Origin of the sequence: Bordetella genomosp. 10, from assembly GCF_002261225.1 — a bacterium.
GTDB lineage: Bacteria > Pseudomonadota > Gammaproteobacteria > Burkholderiales > Burkholderiaceae_B > Bordetella_C.
Map to the genome: position 1 here is coordinate 893,886 of NZ_NEVM01000002.1, position 17,398 is coordinate 911,283.

The following is a 17,398-nucleotide window of genomic DNA, read 5'->3' on the forward strand; positions in this document are numbered from 1 at the left end:
GCGTTCCGTGTATTCCCTGGGATGGCGCCGCGGCCGGGCGGCGGGGCGCGCGGTCGCGGCGCGGCTGGCGGCGTATCAGTCCAGTTTCTCGATGTGGGCCGACTCGATGATGTCGTGCCACTTCCTGGTTTCGCTGTCGATCAGTTGCTTGAATTCCGCGGGGCTGCCGCCGGCGGGCACGGCGCCCAGCGTGGCCAGGCCGTCGAGCACTTCCTTGGACTGCAGCGCGGCGTCGATCTCGCTGTTGATCCTGGCGACCACGTCGGCCGGGGTGTGCGCCGGCGCCACCACGCCGCCCCAGGCCACGGTCTCGTAGCCCTTCAAGCCGGACTCGTCCAGGGTGGGCACGTCGGGGAACAGCGCTAGGCGCTTGAGGCTGCTGACGCCCAGCGCGCGCACCTTGCCGCTCTTGACCAGCGGGCCGGCTTCCGAGGAGTTGGCGAACAGGTAGTCGATGCGGCCGCCCAGCAGGTCCTGGATGGCGGCGGGGCCGCCGTTGTACGGGATGAACATGACGTCGATCTTCGCCATGCTCTTGAACAGCTCGCCGCCCATGTGGCCGGTGGTGCCCACGCCCGGCGCGCCGTAGGACAGGCGGCCCGGCCGCTTGCGGGCCAGGTCGATCAGCTCCTGCACGCTGTGCGCGGGCGAGTCGGCGGGCACGATCAGCACGTTGTACAGGTCGAACATGTGGGCGACCGGCGTCAGGTCCTTGTCGACGTCGTAGGGCAGCGACTTGAACAGCGAGCGGTTCACCGCCAGGGTGTTGATGTTGCCGTAGCCGATGGTGTAGCCGTCCGGGGCGGCGCGCTTGATCAGGTTGATGCCGATGTTGCCGGCGGCGCCGGGACGGTTTTCGACGATCACCGAGCCGTTCACCTGCTTGGCCAGTTGCGTCGTCACCAGGCGCGACAGCACGTCCGGCGAGCCGCCGGCGGCGGAAGGCACGATGAAGGTCACGGGATGGTCGGGCCAGTTGCCGGCGCCGTGGGCGGCGCCGGCTGCACACGCCAGCGCCAGGGTGGCGCCCAACAGGCGGAATGCGATCGAAGGACGGAAGACGGATGGGCGGAAGGACGGTTGCGGCATGAAGGTTTCCCCTGGGTTTCTGCGGCTGAGGACGTCGTTGCGTAGCGCGGCGTGCCGCTTCGGTCCTTGGTCGTGGACCTGGCGGCGAGCCGGTGTGGCGCGTGACGTTTTGTTGGAGACAGGGCGGCAGACTAGCACCGGGCAGCGGGAAGCCGCATATCAAAAAATATGGAAAACCTATAATCCGCCGTTATCGTGAAACGACTGAAAAAGGGGAGGCGGCACGATGCCCGACACCGCCGATGCGCCGCGCGAAGACGGCCTGGATGATGACGATTCGGCCGACGCGGCCGGGAGCGGCACGCGGCCGCCGTTGAACCTGCGCCAGATCGAGGTTTTCCGCGCCATCATGCTGACCGGCTCGATCAGCGGCGCCGGCCGCATGCTGCACGTGTCGCAGCCGGCCATCAGCCGCGTGCTGGCCTTGACGGAAAGCCGGCTGCGCTTTCCGCTGTTCGAGCGCAGCCGCAGCCGGTTGGCGCCCACCGCCGAGGCGCGCCGCCTGTTCGCGGAGGTCGAGCAGGTCTATGGCGGCATTCAACGCGTCAATGAACTGGCCGCCAACCTGGCGCAGGCCGGCGCCGGCGCGCTGCGGGTGATTTCCAGCGCCAGCTTCGGCCAGCGCATGGTGCCGCAAGCCCTCGCCGTGCTGCGGCAGGGACGCGGGCAGGCGAGGGTGGACTATCGGAGTTCGACCTACGACGAACTGGCGGGGCACTTTCTCAGCGGGCAGGCCGACATCGCGGTGTCCATGCGGCCGCCGGTCCATCCCAACCTGGTTTCGGTGGAGCTGGGTCGCAGCGAGGTGGTGTGCGTCATGCCGAGCGATCATCCGCTGGCTCGCTGCCAGGCCGTCGCGCCGGCGGATTTCGCCGCGGGGGCGTGGATAGGTTATCCGGCCGACGCGCCCCTGGGGCGCGTGCTGACCGCTTACCTGGGCTATGCGCCGAACCGCACGCCCGCGGCCATCGAAGTGCATTCGCCCGTGACCGCGCTGGCGTTCGTCCAGCAGGGGCTGGGGCCGGCGCTGGTGGATAGCTGGTGCGTGGGACCGCGGACGCGGGCGGGACTGGCCGTGCGTCCCATCGTTCCGCCCGCGCATATCGGCATTTGGGCCACGTATTCGGAATTGCAGCCATTGCCCTTGATGGCCAGGCGCTTTCTCGCGGCGTTGAAGAAGGTGCTCCAGGACGAGCCGGGGCCGTCGTTCGAGGACGAGGATTGAAGGGCGCGCCCGGCCGGGCGCGGGATCCCATTCCCATGGATTGGACAGATAGCCGCCATGAGACTACCTTACGTGGATGCCTTCATCCGCCTCGCCCGCCGCACAGACCGAATCCGTTCCCTATCTGCGGCGCGGCACCGCGGCCTTCCGCCGCGCCAATTGGGCGCTGTTCGCCGCCGGCTTCTCGACCTTCTCGCTGATGTACTGCGTGCAGCCCTTGCTGCCGCTGTTCGCCGAGCATTTCAACGTCTCGCCGGCGCAGAGCAGCCTGTCGCTGTCCCTGACCACGGGCCTGCTGGCCCTGGCCATCTTCCTGGTCGGCTTCTGGTCCGGCCGCCTGCCGCGCAAGCCCGTGATGGCGGCCTCGCTGTTCGCCTCCGGCGTGCTGACGCTGGCGGTGGCCGCGACGCCGGACTGGCACGCGCTATTGGCCGTGCGCGCCCTGCAAGGCCTGGTGCTGGGCGGCGTGCCGGCGGTGGCCATGGCCTACCTGGCCGAGGAAGTGTCTTCGTCCGATCTCGGTTTCGCCATGGGCCTGTACATCGGCGGCAGCGCTTTCGGCGGCATGATGGGGCGGGTGATCACCGGCCTGCTGGCCGATCATGGCGGCTGGCGCCTGGCGCTGGTCGTCGTCGGCGCGGTGGGCGTGCTGGCGGGCGTGCTGTTCGTGCTGGCGCTGCCGGCTTCGCGCCATTTCAAGCCGCAGCGCGGCGGCGGTTGGGCGGCGGCGCGCCAGGGCTTCGCCACGCACCTGGCCGACGCCAATCTGCTGTCCCTGTTCGCGCTGGGCTTCCTGTTGATGGGCAGCTTCGTCACCATCTACAACTACGCCGGCTTTCGCCTGCTGGCGCCGCCGTATTCCCTGAGCCAGAGCGTGATCAGCGCGATCTTCGCCGTCTATGTGGTGGGCATTTTCGCGTCCGCGCTGTTCGGCCGGCTGGCGGACCGCTACGGACGCGGCGCCATGCTCTGCATGGGCGTGGGCACCATGCTGGCGGGGCTGCTGTTGACCCTGGCGGCCAACCTGGCCGTCATGGTGGCGGGCGTGGTGGTGCTGACCTTCGGCTTCTTCGCGTCCCATTCGGTGGCCAGCGGCTGGGTCGGCCAGTTGGCGCGCGGCTACAAGGCGCAGGCCGCGTCGCTCTACCTGCTGGCGTATTACCTGGGCTCCAGCGTGCTGGGCTCGGTCGGCGGCAAGTGCTGGGAATGGGCCGGCTGGGCCGGCGTGGCCGGCCTGATCGGCGCCTTCCTCGCGGTCTCGGTGGCGTTGAGCGTGCGCCTCCACCTCGTCACGGGCCAGGGCCGCGGCGTGGTGGCGGGGGAACGGGCTTCGTAGCGTGTCCCGCGCGGCGCGCACCGCGCGGGACACGCCGCCTCAAGCCGTCGGCCCGCGCCAGGCGGCCAGGGCCACCAGCAGCCAGCCCGCCAGGAATCCCAGCCCGCCGATGGGCGTGATGGCGCCCAGCCAGCGCACGTTGCTCAGGGCCAGCACATACAGGCTGCCGCTGAAGATCTCGATGCCGGCGAACATCAGCCAGCCGGCGCCGGTCAGCAGCGACGAGCCGAAGCGCGGCGCCAGCGCGGCGATGGCCAGCAACCCCAGGCCATGCGCCATCTGATAGGTCACCCCCGTCTGCCAGATCGCCAGCATCTCCGCGCTGAGCCGCGCCTTCAAGCCATGCGCCCCAAACGCCCCGGCGGCCACGGCGACGAACATATTCAGCGCGCCCAACAGCGCAAAAATCCGGTCGGTCATGATAGTCGGCGTCATCCCAGGCAAGTAGAACCCCCGGCATCCGCGCCGAGGCGTTTTGATTGTAGGCGCAGACAAGGTGTCCCGCGCCGCCCGCTCACGCGCCTCAGCCCGTTTCGGGCGTGACGTTGTGCAGCGATCGCAGCCGCCGCAATTCCGGGTAGCGCCACATCCATATCGCGGCGACGGCGATGGTGCCGACGCCGCCCAGGACGACGGCGGGGACGGCGCCGGTCAGGGAGGCCATGATGCCGGCGCGGAATTCGCCCATCTGGTTGGACGTCCCGATGAACAGCATGTTGATGGCGCTGACCCGTCCCAGCATTTCGTTGGGCGTGTTCAACTGGACCAGGGACGACCGGACCACCACGCTGATGGAGTCGGCCGCGCCCAGCACCATCAGGGCGACGATGGAGACCGGTATCGAGGTCGAGATGCCGAACACCATGGTGGCGATGCCGAAGGCGAACAGCGCGCCGAACAGCGTCATGCCGATATTGCCCGTCAGGTTCTTGCGCCCCAGCACCAGCGCCATGCTGACCGCGCCGACGGCCGGCGCCGCGCGCAGCATGCCCAGCGCCCAGGGGCCGGCGTGCAGGATGTCCTTGGCGAAGATGGGCAGCAGGGCCGTGGCGCCGCCCAGCAGCACGGCGAACAGGTCCAGCGTCAGCGTGCCCAGCAGGATGCGGCGGCTGGCGATGAAGGTAAAGCCCGCGAACAGCGTGCGCCAGGTGGTGGGCTCCTTGCGCGACGGCAGGCCCTCGGTCTTCAGCGTGAGCATGGAAAGCAGGGCGACGAAATAGCAGGCGGCGGTCAGGGCGTAGACCCAGCCCGCGCCCAGCGCATAGCCCACGCCGCCCAGCGCCGGCCCGGCGATCTGGGCGATCTGGTTGGACGAGGCCGACATGGCGGTCGCGCGCGGAATCAGCACCCGCGGCACCACGGCCGGGATCAGCGTGGGCATGGTGGGGGATTCGAAGGCGCGCGACGCGCTCATGACGATGATGCAGGCGTAGACCACGTAGTGGTTGGCCTCGCCGGCGAGCGACACGGCCGACAGCACGGACGCGGACAGGGCCTCGACCGTCAGGCAGACCGCCAGGATCTTGCGCCGGTCGTAGCGGTCGGCCACGTGCCCCACCACCAGGGTCAGCAGCAGCATGGGCAGGAACTGCGCCAGCCCGATCAGGCCCAGGTCCATGGCGCTGCCGGTGAGGGCGTAGATCTGCCAGCCGACGGCGACCGAGACCATCTGGTAGGCGAGCGAGGCGCCGAAGCGGGAAAGAAGGAAATGCGCGAAGGCGGGCCGCGTGACCAATGGAGCGTCAGCGTTGTCGGTTTCTGGCGTACTGGCCATCTGGGGGGCGTGAACGATGCGTAAAAATGTGAAGGCTGGGATCGTATACCAAAACGTCCGGCAGCCCCCGCATAAGCATCTTTCCTCCAGGGTCCATTCAGGCGTTTTTCAAGCGGAAATTCAGCCGTTTTTCATGCGCCGCCGCTCGCCGGCACGGCGGCGTGGCGCATTAGCCGCAACGGCAGCGGCAAGGCAGATTTTTGAATGGACTATGACAGCGCCACCATGCTAATTTGCGCACGCCCTAGGGGTTTACGCGGACATGCGCGTGCAATGTGCACGTGGCTGCGCATGCGGCGTCCAACCCGGGCGGAACGGATCCGGCGCAGGTCGGGTATTTGTTTAAGCAGCCTCGCGCCGGAGCCCGGCATGCATCCTTTCTTCGACATCCGGCGCCTGGAGCGCCTGCCCGGCACCCGTCCCAATCGTTGGGACTGGCTTTTGTTGCCGCTCGTCCTGGGTTTCCTGGTGATCCTCGCCTTCGGCGCCAAGGAGATGGCCACGCCATACTCCGTCGGCCAGCAACTGCCGATTTCGCTGGATCCCGCCTACCTGCCTTATTACCTGCTGCGGACCACGCTGCGCATGTTCATCGCGCTGGCCGTGTCGCTGGCGTTCAGCTTCGTCTTCGCGGCCGTGGCGTCGAAATCGCGCACCGCGGAGAAGATCCTGGTGCCGATGGTGGACATCCTGCAGTCCATCCCCATCCTGGGCTTCCTGTCGATCACGGTGACCGGCTTCATCGCGCTGTTCCCGGGCCGCCTGCTGGGCGTGGAATGCGCGGCCATCTTCGCCATCTTCACTTCCCAGGCGTGGAACATGGCGCTGAGCCTGTACCAGTCCATCCGCACCGTGCCCTCGGAACTGAACGAGGCCGCGCGCGTCTTCCGTCTGAGCGGCTGGCAGCGTTTCTGGCGCCTGGAGCTGCCGTACGCCACGCCCGCGCTGCTGTGGAACATGATGCTGTCGATGTCGGGCGGCTGGTTCTTCGTGGTGGCCTCCGAGGCCATCACCGTGTCCAACCAGGACATCAAGCTGCCCGGCATCGGTTCCTATATCGCGGCGGCCATCGACCAGCAGGACCTGCACGCCATTTTCTACGCCATCATCGCCATGGCGGTGGGCATCCTGCTGTACGACCAGTTGTTCTTCCGCCCGCTGCTGGCCTGGGCCGACAAGTTCCGCTTCGAGGACACGCAGGGCAACACCGCCCAGCAATCCTGGGTGCTGGACCTGCTGCGCCGCGGCCGGCTGACCCGCGCCCTGTCGCTGGGCCTGGCGCAGCGCGGCGAACGCGCCCTGGGCTGGTTCCGCCGCGGCTATGACGGCACCTCGGTGCGCGCCCGCGTCCGCGCCGTCAACCCGCTGCGCGAGCGCATGGTCGACGCGCTGCTCACGGCGCTGGCCCTGCTCGCCGTCTGGCGCCTGGCCGTCTTCGTGCACGCCGAAGTGGGCTGGTCCGAAGCCCTGCGCGTGCTGGGCCTGGGCGGCATCACGCTGGTGCGGGTGATGGTGCTGATCTTGCTGGCGTCGCTGATCTGGGTGCCGCTGGGCATCATGATCGGCCTGCGCCCGCGCCTGTCGCAGCGCATCCAGGCGCTGGCCCAGTTGCTGGCGGCGTTCCCGTCCAACCTGCTGTTCCCGCTGGCGGTGGTGGCCATCGTCGCCTTCGACCTGAACCCGGAAGTCTGGCTCAGCCCCTTGATGATTTTCGGCACGCAGTGGTACATCCTCTTCAACGTGGTGGCCGGCGCCAGCACCATTCCCAGCGAATTGCGCTATGCCGCCGACAACCTGGGCCTGAAGGGCTGGCTGAAGTGGAAGCGCTTCTACCTGCCCGCCGTGTTCCCCAGCTTCGTCACCGGCGCCATCACGGCCAGCGGCGGCTCCTGGAACGCCAGCATCGTGTCCGAGGTCGTGACCTGGGGCAAGACCACGCTGACGGCGACCGGCCTGGGCGGCTATATCGCCGAGATGACCGAAAAAGGCGATTTCCCGCGCATCGCGCTCGGCATCGGCGTGATGTGCATCTTCGTGATGGGACTGAACCGGTACTTCTGGCGGCGCCTGTATTTGCAGGCCGAGAAGTGGAGCCGGTAGGCGCGGCGGGACATATATGAGGTCGCCGCGCGCTGGCGCGGCGGATGCGCCGCCCCGGCAAGGGGCGGCGGCTTGGATAAAGGCGGGGCGGCCATGCGGGCCGCCGGCAAGGGAGTAGGGCGATGAACGGCAAAGCCAGTTTCCTGCTGGACCTGAGCGGGGTCAGCAAGATGTTCCAGACGGCGGACGGCACCAACCGCTCGGTGCTGGAGGGCGTGGATTTCCAGTTGCGCGACGGCGAGATCGTGGCCTTGCTGGGCAAGTCCGGTTCGGGCAAGTCGACGCTGCTGCGCATCATGGCGGGCTTGATTCCCGCCGACCAGGGCCAGGTCAAGTACCGGGGCCAGCCCCTGTACGGACCGGCCTCGGGCGTGGCCATGGTGTTCCAGTCCTTCGCGCTGTTTCCCTGGCTGACCGTGCGGCAGAACGTGGCCCTGGGCCTGGAGGCGCAGGGCGTGCCGCTGGCCGAGCGCGAGCAGCGCGCCGAGGCGGCGCTGGAACTGATCGGGCTGGCCGGCTTCGGCGGCGCCTTGCCGCGCGAACTGTCGGGCGGCATGCGCCAGCGCGTGGGCATCGCGCGCGCCCTGGCGACCGACCCCGACGTGCTGCTGATGGACGAGGCCTTTTCAGCGCTGGACGTGCTGACCGGCGAGACGCTGCGCGACGACATGCTGGAGCTGTGGGACGAGCGACGCATCAGCACGCGCGGCATCCTGGTGGTGTCGCACAACATCGAGGAAGCGGTGATGATGGCCGACCGCATCCTGATATTCGCCAGCGACCCGGGCCGCGTGCGCGACGAGATCCGCGTGCACCTGCCGCGCCCGCGCAACGCCGAGTCGGCCGAGGTGCGCGCGCTGGTCGACCAGGTCTACGGCCTGATGACGGCGCGTCCCGCGCCGGCGACCGCGGCCGGCGCGCCGGCGCAGGAAGTGCACCACGGCTACCGCCTGCCCGACGCCAACGTCGGCCGCATGGAGGAAGTGCTGGAGCTGCTGGCCGAGCCGCCGCTCAACGGCCGCGCCGACCTGCCGCGCCTGGCCGAGGAGGCCGGCCTGCCGGACGAGGAACTCTTCCCCGCCTACGAAGCCCTGGGCCTGCTGGGCCTGGCGCTGGTCGAGCATGGCGACATCACGCTGACGGCCGCCGGCCGCCGCTACGCCGCCGCCGACCAGCAGGAACGGCAGGCGCTGTTCGGGCGCCAGTTGGTGGCGCACATCCCGCTGGCGGCCAACATCCGCCATTCGCTGGAGCAGGAGGCCACGGGCGAATTGCCGGAGAGGCAGTTCCTGGAGATGCTGGAGGAATTCCTCAAGCCCGACGAGGCCGAGCGCGTGCTCAAGGTGGCGGTGGAATGGGGCCGCTACGGCGAGGTCTACGGCTACGACTACCATACCGGCCGCCTGCACCTGCCGACCACGCCGGGCGGTGAGGCGGACTGACGCCCGCGGGCGTCAGCGCGCCGCCACCAGCCGGATGCGCGTGATCTCCGAGGGCGCGCCGACGCGCTTGGGCGGGCCCCAGTAGCCGGTGCCGCGGCTGGTGTAGACCCATAGCCGCCCCAGGCGCCGCAGGCCGGCCGTGAAGGGCTGCTGCAGGCGCACGAAGAAATTCCAGGGCAGGAACTGCCCGCCATGGGTATGGCCGGACAACTGCAGCGTATAGCCCGCCGGCTCGGCGGCGAAGGCCGTGCGCGGCTGGTGCGCCAGCAGGATGCGCACGTTGGCGTCCGCCGGCGCGCCGGCCAAGGCCTTTTCCGGGTCGCTTTGCTGGGACGGATCGTAGGCGCCGGCGCCGTAGTCGGTCACGCCGGCCACGACCAGCCGCGCGCCCTCGTGCTCGATGACCACGTGGCGGTTCAGCAGCACGTTCAGGCCCAGGCGTTCGAATTCGGCCACCCAGGCATCGACGCCGGAGTAGTACTCGTGATTGCCGGTTACCAGGTAGGCGCCGTGGCGCGCCTGCAGCCGGGCCAGGGGCCGGGTGTGCGCCGACAGGCGCGCCACGCTGCCGTCCACCACGTCGCCGGTGACGGCGATGAGGTCGGCCTGCAAGGCATTGACGGCGTCGACGATGGCGTCCACGTAGCGCCGCTTGATGGTCGGGCCCACGTGCACGTCGGTGATCTGGGCGATGGTGAAGCCCTGCAGGGCGGGCGGCAGCCCGGGAATCGGCACGTCCACCGGGCGGACCGGCGCGCGCCGGCGGGCGTTGTACAGGCCGACCAGGCTGCTTCCCAGGGCCAGCAGGGGCACGGCGATGGCGGTATCGGCCAGAGTGCCGGCGCCGGGCAGGGCGCGGCCGCTCACCGCGCCGGCGACCCATATCGACAGCAGGAACAGATCGCGCAACAGGGTCAGGACGAACAGCGAGGAGAAATACCCCATCAGCAGCAGGCCTATCCAGCCGAAGACCTCCGAAAACCAGCGCGGCAGGCGGCGGCTGAGGAAGCCGGCCGGGATCACCAGGCAGGACAGCAACAGGAAGATGACGGCGCCCCAGCGCGCGGCGGGGCTGACCGGGGCATCGGGAATCAGGCGGGCGCCGACATAGGCATGGGCCAGGATGCCGACGCAGATGATGCGGATGAGGAAGAGATAGCGACGCATGGCGTTCCCTGCTCGAATCGAATGGTTGCCGGTTGAAAATCCGCCGGCGCGCCCCCAATTATGCGGTATGGTGGCGGCGTGCCCTGGCGCGCGCCCGCGCGCGCCGCCATGCGCGGCCGGCGCCGGCGTCGACAGACCCGGGCCGGCCGCGGGCATTGAAGAATATCGGGATTGCCGTGAAAGATATCCAGACCCTGTTGCATGACTACGGCCCGCTGCTGGTTTTCGCCAATGTCCTGCTGGAGCAGGCGGGGCTGCCGCTGCCGGCCTATCCCATCCTGGTCGTCGCCGGCGCCATGGTGATGCATGGCGACCTGGCGTGGCAGGCGGTGCTGCTGGCCGCGGCGGCCGGCGGGCTGATCGCCGACACCGCGTGGTATCACGGCGGCAAGCGCTACGGCGCCGGCCTGCTGGCCACGGTCTGCCGCGTCTCCCTGTCGCGCGATTCCTGCATCCGCCAGACGCAGTCGCTGTACCTGCGCACCGGTCCCGCCATCCTGCTCGTGGCCAAGTTCCTGCCGGGCGCCAGCGCCTTGTCGACGGTGATGTCCGGCCTGACCCGCCTGCCGATGCGCCGTTTCCTGGCCTTCGACGCGGCGGGCACGCTGCTGTGGGCCGGCTCGGCCATGATCGTCGGCGCGGCGTTCAACGACATGCTGGGACAGGTGCTGGACACGCTGGGCCGCTATGGCGCCTACGGCCTGGGCGCGCTGGGCGCGGCGTTGGCCCTGTACCTGGCCTACCGCCTGTTCCGCCGCCGGTTCACGATAGCCCGCCTGAGCCACGTGCCGCGCGTGACGCTGGACGAGCTGGACGCCTGGCAGGCGGCCAGGGAGGAAGGCTGCGAGGTCGTGCTGCTGGACGTGCGGGGCAGCGGCGAGAATCCCTTGCCGGGCGCGATCATGTTCGATCCGCGCGATCCCATCGCCACCCGGCCGCCGGCGTGGCCGCTGGATGCGCGCATCGTCGTGTATTGCGCCTGCCCGGACGAAATCTCCGCGGCCTACCTGGCCGCCAGGCTGAAGAAGGCCGGCTACCGCAATGCCTGGGCGCTGGCTGGCGGCTACAACGCCTGGCTGGAACGCAGCCGGCGCCAGGAGGCCGCCAACGACAGCGACGCCGGCGTCAGCGCGGCGCCGGCGGCGTGATGGCGGATACCCCGGCCCAGGCCGCGCCGGACGGCGCGGCGCAGACCCCCTCCATCCAGAGCCGCACCGACGTCGATCCCGGCATCGCGGATTTCCTCGACGCGCTCTGGCTGGAGGACGGCCTGGCGCGCAACACCCTGAACGCCTACCGCAACGACCTGGCCAGCTTCGACGTCTGGCTGCGCGGCCACGCCGGCCGCGGCCTGACGCAGGCGCGGGCCGGCGACATCGAGTCCTGGTTCGCCGCCGTGCACCGCGATACCCGCCCGACCACCGCCAACCGGCGCCTGGCCGCCTTGCGGCGCTATTTCCAATGGGCCATGCGGGAGCGCCTGGTCGCCGAGGATCCCTGCCTGGCGGTGCGGTCGGCCAAGCAGCCCATGCGCAGCCCCAAGACGCTGAGCGAAGCCCAGGTCGAGGCGCTGCTGGCCGCGCCGCAACCCTTGACGGAGCTGGGCCTGCGCGACAAGGCCATGCTGGAGACCTTGTACGCCACCGGCTTGCGGGTCTCCGAGCTGATCGGCCTGTCATTGCTGGACGTCAACCTGAACGAGGGCGTGGTGCGCGTGGTGGGCGGCAAGGGCGGCAAGGACCGCCTGGTGCCGCTGGGCGCCGAGGCCGCGCACTGGGTCGACCGCTATGCGCGCGAGGCGCGGCCGCTGCTGGCCAAGGGACGGCCGTCGGATGCGCTGTTCCTGACGGTGCGCGGCGAGGGCATGCATCGCCAGAATTTCTGGCTGATCATCGGCCGCTATGCGAAGGAGGCGGGCATCCACGCACCCATCTCCCCGCACGTGCTGCGCCATGCCTTCGCCACGCATTTGGTGAACCACGGGGCCGACCTGCGGGTGGTGCAACTGCTGCTGGGCCACGCGGATATCTCGACCACGCAGATCTATACGCACGTGGCGCGGGAGCGCCTGAAGGTCCTGCACGCGCAGCACCATCCGCGCGGTTGAGGCGGCGCGGCCGCCTTTCAGCGCGTCTTGCGAAAAGTCAGGTTCAATCTCACCGCGCCGGTGGCGGGATGATGCCCCTCGGCCAGCGGCGCGACGCCGTGGAAGGCCAGCCGCGACGGCCCGCCCCAGACGGCGACGTCGCCGTGTTGCAAGGGATAGCGGCGCGGACGCTCGCTGCGCAGCAGGCCGCCGAACAGGAAAATCGCCGGCAGCCCCAGCGATACCGAGACGATGGGCGCCGCGAGATCCAGCTCGTCGCGGTCCTGGTGCAGGGTCAGCCGGGCGCCGGGACGGTACAAGTTCATCAGGCAGGCCTGCGGCGCGAAGTCCGGATAGCCGGCGCGGGCGGCGGCCTCGCGCGCCACCTCCAGGAAAACGGCGGGCATGGGCGGCCAGGGCCGGCCGCTGGCGGGATCGACGGGGTCGTAGCGATAGCCGCGCCGGTCCGACACCCAGCCCCATTCGCCGCAATTGGTCATGGCCACCGACATGGTCTGGCCGCCGGGCGTGACCAGATGGCGCATCGGCGCGGCGGCGACCACCTCGCGCGCGGCCGCCAGCAGGGCCTCGGCGCGGGCGCAGGCGTGGCGGCGCAGCAGCACGGCGCCGGGCGCGATGGCTTCATCCCACGGCGCTTCCGCTTCCGGATCGCCGAAAAGGTGGCCGGAGAGATGGCCGGCGCCGGCCGCCTCGGGCATGGACGGGTCCCGCGCGCGGCCGTCCGCCGGCGCGCGGCCCGCGGACGGGGCCGCGTCCTGGCCGGCAGAGCAGGGGCGGGAGGGGCGAAGGGCAGGCATGGACCGATTTTAAGGCGGACAACCCTGCTTGCCGCTCCGGCTTTTGCGGCCGGTTGACGGACAGCCCGGTAAAATGCGCTTTATCCGGTACCTCCGGTTCCGCTTCAATAGGTTGTCGCCATGAGCAAAACTTCCTCCTTTCCCGACCGTCTTTTCTCGGGCTACCAGGCCTTTCTCAGCGGCCGTTTCCCGGCCGAACGCACCCGCTTCCGCCAGTTGGCCGAAAAAGGCCAGAACCCGGAAATCATGGTGATCGGCTGCTGCGATTCGCGCGTGGCGCCCGAGTTGATCTTCGATGCCGGTCCCGGCGAGATGTTCGTGCTGCGCAACGTCGCCAACCTGGTGCCGCCCTACCAGCCCGATTCGCACTACCACGGCACCAGCTCGGCCATCGAATTCGCCGTCAACGGCTTGAACGTCAAGCACATCGTGGTGATGGGCCATGCGTCCTGTGGCGGCATCCGTTCCTATTACGACGATGCCGAGCCGCTGGCCAAGGGCGACTTCATCGGCAAGTGGATGTCGCAGATCAGCGGCACCGCCAACCAGTTGAAATTCTCGGGCAAGGACCGCGCCGGCGACCTGCGCCTGCTGGAACTGGCAGTGGTCGAACACAGCCTGCAGAACCTGATGACCTTCCCCTATATCCGCCAGCGCGTGCAACGCGGCGAGCTGGAGCTGCACGGCGCCTATTTCGGCGTCGCCACCGGCCTGCTGTTCGTGCGCGACCCGGAAAGCGGAGAATTCCATCCCTGCGGCGAGGCCCCCGTGCCGCAGGACGGCGAGGCCGCATGACGCGGCATGGGCGCATCCGCCGCAGCGTGCTGGCCGCCCTGGGCGCGGCCGCCGCGCTGCCCCTGCCGGCCATGCGGCCGGCGCGGGCGCAGAATGCGCCGCTGCGCATCGGCGTGATCCCCAGCATCGCCAACGAGGCCACCGAAATCGCCATCGACCAGGCCCGCGCGCAGGGGGTGCAGGCCAGGCTGGTCGAACTGGCCGACTGGGTGATGCCCAACCTGGGCGTCGCCGAAGGCTCGCTGGACGTGAATTACTTCCAGCACGCGCCTTTCCTCGACCTGTTCAACAAGAGCCGCGGCCAGAACCTGGCGCCCATCGCCTACGGCTACTCCACCACCATGGGCCTGTTTTCCCGCAAGCTCAAGCGCGGCGACGCCATGCCGCACGGCGCCTCCATCGGCATCCCGGCCGATCCGGTGAACACGGGCCGCGCGTTGTTGCTGTTGCAGTCCATGGGCCTGATCCGGCTGCGGGCGGGCGTCGAGGAGAAAGCCACGCTGCTGGACGTGACGGACAATCCGCGCAAGCTGAAGTTCGTCTCCATCGAGGGCGCGCAGGCCGCGCGCACCTTCGACGACGTCACCGCCTCCGTCACCTACACGACCTTCGCCCGGCATGGCGGCCTGGATGAAAAGGACGGCCTGGCCTTCGACAACGGCGACCCCGCCAACGTGCGCCGCTACGCCATCCGCTGGGTGACGCTGCCCGAACGGGCCGAGGATGCGCGCCTGCTGAAGTTCATCGCCATCTACCAGCAGTCGCCCGAGGTCAAGGCGACGCTGCGCCGCCTGTACGGCGACCTGATCGAATTTCCCTGGGAGTCGGCGTAGGCAGGTAGCCGGGTAGGGCGCGCGCGGCGCGCGCCCGTCCTGCCTACTCGTCTTCGGGCGGCGGCAGGTTGCCGGCGTCCAGCACTTCGCCCGAGGGCAGCGATTGGCCGTCGGAGGCGAACAGGTCCCACACGGCGGTGAACAGCGCCGCCACCAGCGGCCCGATGACGAAGCCGTTCAGGCCGAACAGCGCCATGCCGCCCAGGGTGGAAATCAGGACCAGCCAGTCGGGCAGCTTGGTGTCCTTGCCCACCAGGATGGGCCGCAGGATGTTGTCCACCATGCCGATGACCAGCACGCAGAAGGCGGTCAACCCTACGCCTTGCCAGATCGCGCCGGTCAGCAGGAAATAGGCCGCCACCGGCACCCAGATCAGCGCCGCGCCCACGGCCGGCAGCAGGGACAGGAAACCCATCAGCACGCCCCACAGCAAGGCGCCCTGGATGCCCAGCACCCAGAACGCCAGGCCGCCCAGCAGCCCCTGGGTCGCCGCCACGGCGATATTGCCCTTGACGGTCGCGCGGATCACCGTGGTGAACTTGCGCGCCAGGTGCTGCTTGTAGGCTTCGCTCATCGGGATGGCCTGCGTGACCCGGCGCGCCATCGAACTGCCGTCGCGCAGCAGGAAAAACAGCAGGTAGAGCATGATGCCGAAGCTGATCACGAACTGGAACGTATCCTGGCCGATGCTGAACGCCTTGGTCGCCAGGAACTGGCTGGCCTGCACCGCGCCGGCGCTGAGCTTTTGCTGCAGGCTGCGTATGTCGGCAAGGTCGTAGCGGTCCAGCAGGCTATGCACGGAGGGCGGCAGGGCGGCCACGGCGCGTTCGAAATAGGCGCCGAAGTTCAGGTCGCCGGATTTGACCTGCTGGTACAGCATCGTGCCTTCCTGCACCAGCGAGCCCGTGATGACCACCACGGGCAGGATGGCCAGCACGATACACAGCAGCAGGGTGATGAGCGCGGCGAGATTGCGCCGCTTGCCCAGCGCGGCCACCAGCCGCCGCTGGAGCGGCGCGAAAATGATGGCGAGGATGGTGCCCCAGAAGATCGCGCCGTAGTAGGGCCACATGATCCAGCCGAAGGCGATGGATACGGCGATCAGCAGGGCGAGGAAGGTACGGTAATGCAGGGTGGTCGAATTCATGGGGTTCCCGGGAAGGTGGCCCGTCGCATGCGCGCGGGCGCGGGGGCGGGGCGGGCGGCCATGGGGCACATCATGCCATTAAATGGGGACTTGCCGTCTGCCCGGCGGGCGGATATCGTTCGCGGCGGACTGGCGCGCCGGCCGCCTTCGATGGATACTGGCGGGTGGTCGCCGTGCCGACCGATGCCAGGACCGATTACGCGGAGATACAAATGAGCGACGCGGTGGAGCTGAAGGGAATTGGCCTGAAGGTCACTTTCCCCCGCATGAAAATCCTCGACCTGTTCCGTAACAGCGAACAGCGTCACCTCAGCGCCGAGGACGTGTACCGGCTGCTGATCAACGATGGCGTGGAAATGGGCCTGGCGACAGTGTATCGGGTGCTCACGCAGTTCGAGCACGCCGGCCTGCTGCAACGCAGCCAGTTGGGCGGCAACAAGGCCGTCTACGAACTGAACGACGGCGAACGCCATCACGGCCACCTCGTCAGCACCACGACGGGCGAGGTCCGGGAATTCTACGACCCGCAGATCGAGAAGCGGTTGCAGAAGATCGCCGACGAAATGGGCTATACGCTGACGGACCACACGATCACGCTCTTCGGCGCGCCGAAGTAGGGCGCGGGGCGGGGCGTTCAGGCCGCGGCCGCCTGCCCGCCCTCCGCGGCCATGGCGAAAAAGCGCGCCAGCAGTGGCGACGCGTCGTCGGCCCGGTGCGCCAGCAGGATTTCGCTGGCGGCGTCGTCCGTTTCCAGGCGCCGGTAGACCACGCCGGGAATTCCTGTCTTGGCGTAGGTTTCGGGCAGGACGGAGACGCCCATCCCGGCCGCCACCAGGCCGATGATGGTGGCGCCTTCGCGCGCATCCTGGCCGACGTGGGGCGCGAATCCCGCGCGGCTGGCCAGGACCGTGACGTGTTCGAACAGGCCGCAGCCCAGGCCGCGCGGAAACAGGATGAAGGTCTCCTCCGACAGCGCGGCCAGCGGCAAGGGCGTATCTTCCCCGGCCAGGCGATGGCGGGCGGGCAGCACCGCCACGAGACGGTCCCGCCACAGCCGCAGCACGCGGATCCCGGGCGGCGGGCAGAACAGGATGGACGGGCGCAGGAAGCCCACGTCGATGCTCTTTTCCGCCAGCGCCTGCAATTGCTGGCCGGTGGACATGTGGATGAGGTCGGCGCGGGCGGCGGGATGGCGGCCGCGGAAGTCCTGCACCATGCGCGGAAACGCCTCGAACATGGGCACCGAGGCGGTGAAGGCGATGCGGATCTCGCCCGCCTCGCCGCGTATCGCCTGGCGCACGACGTCGCCGGCGCGTTCCAGGTGCTGGAGCGCGCGGCGGGCCTGCTCCAGGAACAGGCGGCCGGCCTCGGTCAGCGCGACGTTGCGCTTGTTGCGGGCCAGAAGCTCCGTCCCTAATTCATCTTCCAGTGCCTTGACCTGCATGCTGAGCGGCGGCTGGCTGATGTGCAGGCGGCGGGCGGCGGCGCTGAAACTCAGCTCTTCCGCGACGGCGACGAAATAGCGCAACTGGCGAAAATCCATGGGTATATATCCCGAGTTATCTGGAAAGCCTATTAATCGGCGC

At 69.2% G+C, this 17,398-nt stretch carries 16 protein-coding genes; 9 read left to right on the forward strand and 7 right to left on the reverse strand.

What is annotated here, in order from left to right:
• Positions 1-75: 75 nt before the first annotated feature.
• Complete coding sequence (locus tag CAL29_RS13345; RefSeq protein WP_094853480.1) at positions 76-1,089, reverse strand: Bug family tripartite tricarboxylate transporter substrate binding protein; 1,014 nt, start codon at positions 1,087-1,089, stop codon at positions 76-78.
• A 226-nt stretch (positions 1,090-1,315) separates the two neighbouring features.
• On the opposite strand from CAL29_RS13345, the gene CAL29_RS13350 reads away from it, so the two are divergent.
• Both CAL29_RS13350 and CAL29_RS13355 read left to right on the forward strand, forming a co-directional pair.
• Complete coding sequence (locus CAL29_RS13350) at positions 1,316-2,314, forward strand: LysR family transcriptional regulator (protein WP_094853481.1); 999 nt, start codon at positions 1,316-1,318, stop codon at positions 2,312-2,314.
• 76 nt (positions 2,315-2,390) lie between these two features.
• Positions 2,391-3,650 carry an MFS transporter gene (locus CAL29_RS13355; protein ID WP_094853482.1) on the forward strand — a complete coding sequence of 420 codons (1,260 nt, stop codon included), beginning with the start codon at positions 2,391-2,393 and terminating at the stop codon, positions 3,648-3,650.
• Between the two features lie 39 nt (positions 3,651-3,689).
• Here CAL29_RS13355 and CAL29_RS13360 read toward each other — a convergent pair whose 3' ends face one another.
• Entirely contained in the window at positions 3,690-4,070 is a 381-nt protein-coding gene (locus CAL29_RS13360; protein WP_094854074.1) for a DUF423 domain-containing protein, read from the reverse strand.
• Positions 4,071-4,173: 103 nt separating this feature from the next.
• Positions 4,174-5,424, reverse strand: a complete 1,251-nt coding sequence (locus tag CAL29_RS13365; protein ID WP_094853483.1) for an MFS transporter — start codon at positions 5,422-5,424, stop codon at positions 4,174-4,176.
• A gap of 369 nt (positions 5,425-5,793) precedes the next feature.
• Here CAL29_RS13365 and CAL29_RS13370 point away from each other — a divergent pair, with 369 nt between their 5' ends.
• Entirely contained in the window at positions 5,794-7,524 is a 1,731-nt protein-coding gene (locus CAL29_RS13370; RefSeq protein ID WP_094853484.1) for an ABC transporter permease, read from the forward strand.
• Positions 7,525-7,646: 122 nt separating this feature from the next.
• Positions 7,647-8,966: an ABC transporter ATP-binding protein gene (locus tag CAL29_RS13375; RefSeq protein WP_094853485.1), complete on the forward strand. Its 1,320-nt coding sequence runs from the start codon at positions 7,647-7,649 to the stop codon at positions 8,964-8,966.
• A 12-nt stretch (positions 8,967-8,978) separates the two neighbouring features.
• On the opposite strand, the gene CAL29_RS13380 is transcribed toward CAL29_RS13375, so the two are convergent.
• Positions 8,979-10,133 carry a metallophosphoesterase gene (locus tag CAL29_RS13380; protein ID WP_094853486.1) on the reverse strand — a complete coding sequence of 385 codons (1,155 nt, stop codon included), beginning with the start codon at positions 10,131-10,133 and terminating at the stop codon, positions 8,979-8,981.
• Between the two features lie 176 nt (positions 10,134-10,309).
• Between CAL29_RS13380 and CAL29_RS13385 the strand changes: the two genes are divergently transcribed.
• Positions 10,310-11,281, forward strand: a complete 972-nt coding sequence (locus CAL29_RS13385; RefSeq protein ID WP_094854075.1) for a VTT domain-containing protein — start codon at positions 10,310-10,312, stop codon at positions 11,279-11,281.
• Positions 11,281-12,240, forward strand: coding sequence for a site-specific tyrosine recombinase XerD (gene xerD, locus CAL29_RS13390; RefSeq protein WP_094853487.1), 960 nt, complete (start codon positions 11,281-11,283; stop codon positions 12,238-12,240). Before CAL29_RS13385 ends, xerD begins: the two co-directional genes overlap by 1 nt.
• 17 nt (positions 12,241-12,257) lie before the next feature.
• On the opposite strand, the gene alkB is transcribed toward xerD, so the two are convergent.
• Entirely contained in the window at positions 12,258-12,938 is a 681-nt protein-coding gene (alkB, locus tag CAL29_RS13395; RefSeq protein ID WP_094853488.1) for a DNA oxidative demethylase AlkB, read from the reverse strand.
• Positions 12,939-13,157: 219 nt separating this feature from the next.
• On the opposite strand from alkB, the gene CAL29_RS13400 reads away from it, so the two are divergent.
• Both CAL29_RS13400 and CAL29_RS13405 read left to right on the forward strand, forming a co-directional pair.
• Positions 13,158-13,832, forward strand: coding sequence for a carbonic anhydrase (locus CAL29_RS13400; RefSeq protein ID WP_094853489.1), 675 nt, complete (start codon positions 13,158-13,160; stop codon positions 13,830-13,832).
• Entirely contained in the window at positions 13,829-14,665 is an 837-nt protein-coding gene (locus CAL29_RS13405; RefSeq protein ID WP_094853490.1) for a MetQ/NlpA family ABC transporter substrate-binding protein, read from the forward strand. Before CAL29_RS13400 ends, CAL29_RS13405 begins: the two co-directional genes overlap by 4 nt.
• Before the next feature lie 43 nt (positions 14,666-14,708).
• On the opposite strand, the gene CAL29_RS13410 is transcribed toward CAL29_RS13405, so the two are convergent.
• Complete coding sequence (locus CAL29_RS13410; protein WP_094853491.1) at positions 14,709-15,812, reverse strand: AI-2E family transporter; 1,104 nt, start codon at positions 15,810-15,812, stop codon at positions 14,709-14,711.
• A 212-nt stretch (positions 15,813-16,024) separates the two neighbouring features.
• Between CAL29_RS13410 and CAL29_RS13415 the strand changes: the two genes are divergently transcribed.
• The gene (locus CAL29_RS13415; protein WP_094853492.1) at positions 16,025-16,429 is read left to right on the forward strand and encodes a transcriptional repressor; all 405 of its coding nucleotides are present in this window, start codon (positions 16,025-16,027) and stop codon (positions 16,427-16,429) included.
• A gap of 17 nt (positions 16,430-16,446) precedes the next feature.
• Here the strand turns inward: CAL29_RS13415 and CAL29_RS13420 are convergent, their stop codons facing one another.
• Entirely contained in the window at positions 16,447-17,355 is a 909-nt protein-coding gene (locus tag CAL29_RS13420; RefSeq protein ID WP_094853493.1) for a LysR substrate-binding domain-containing protein, read from the reverse strand.
• Positions 17,356-17,398: the final 43 nt, after the last annotated feature.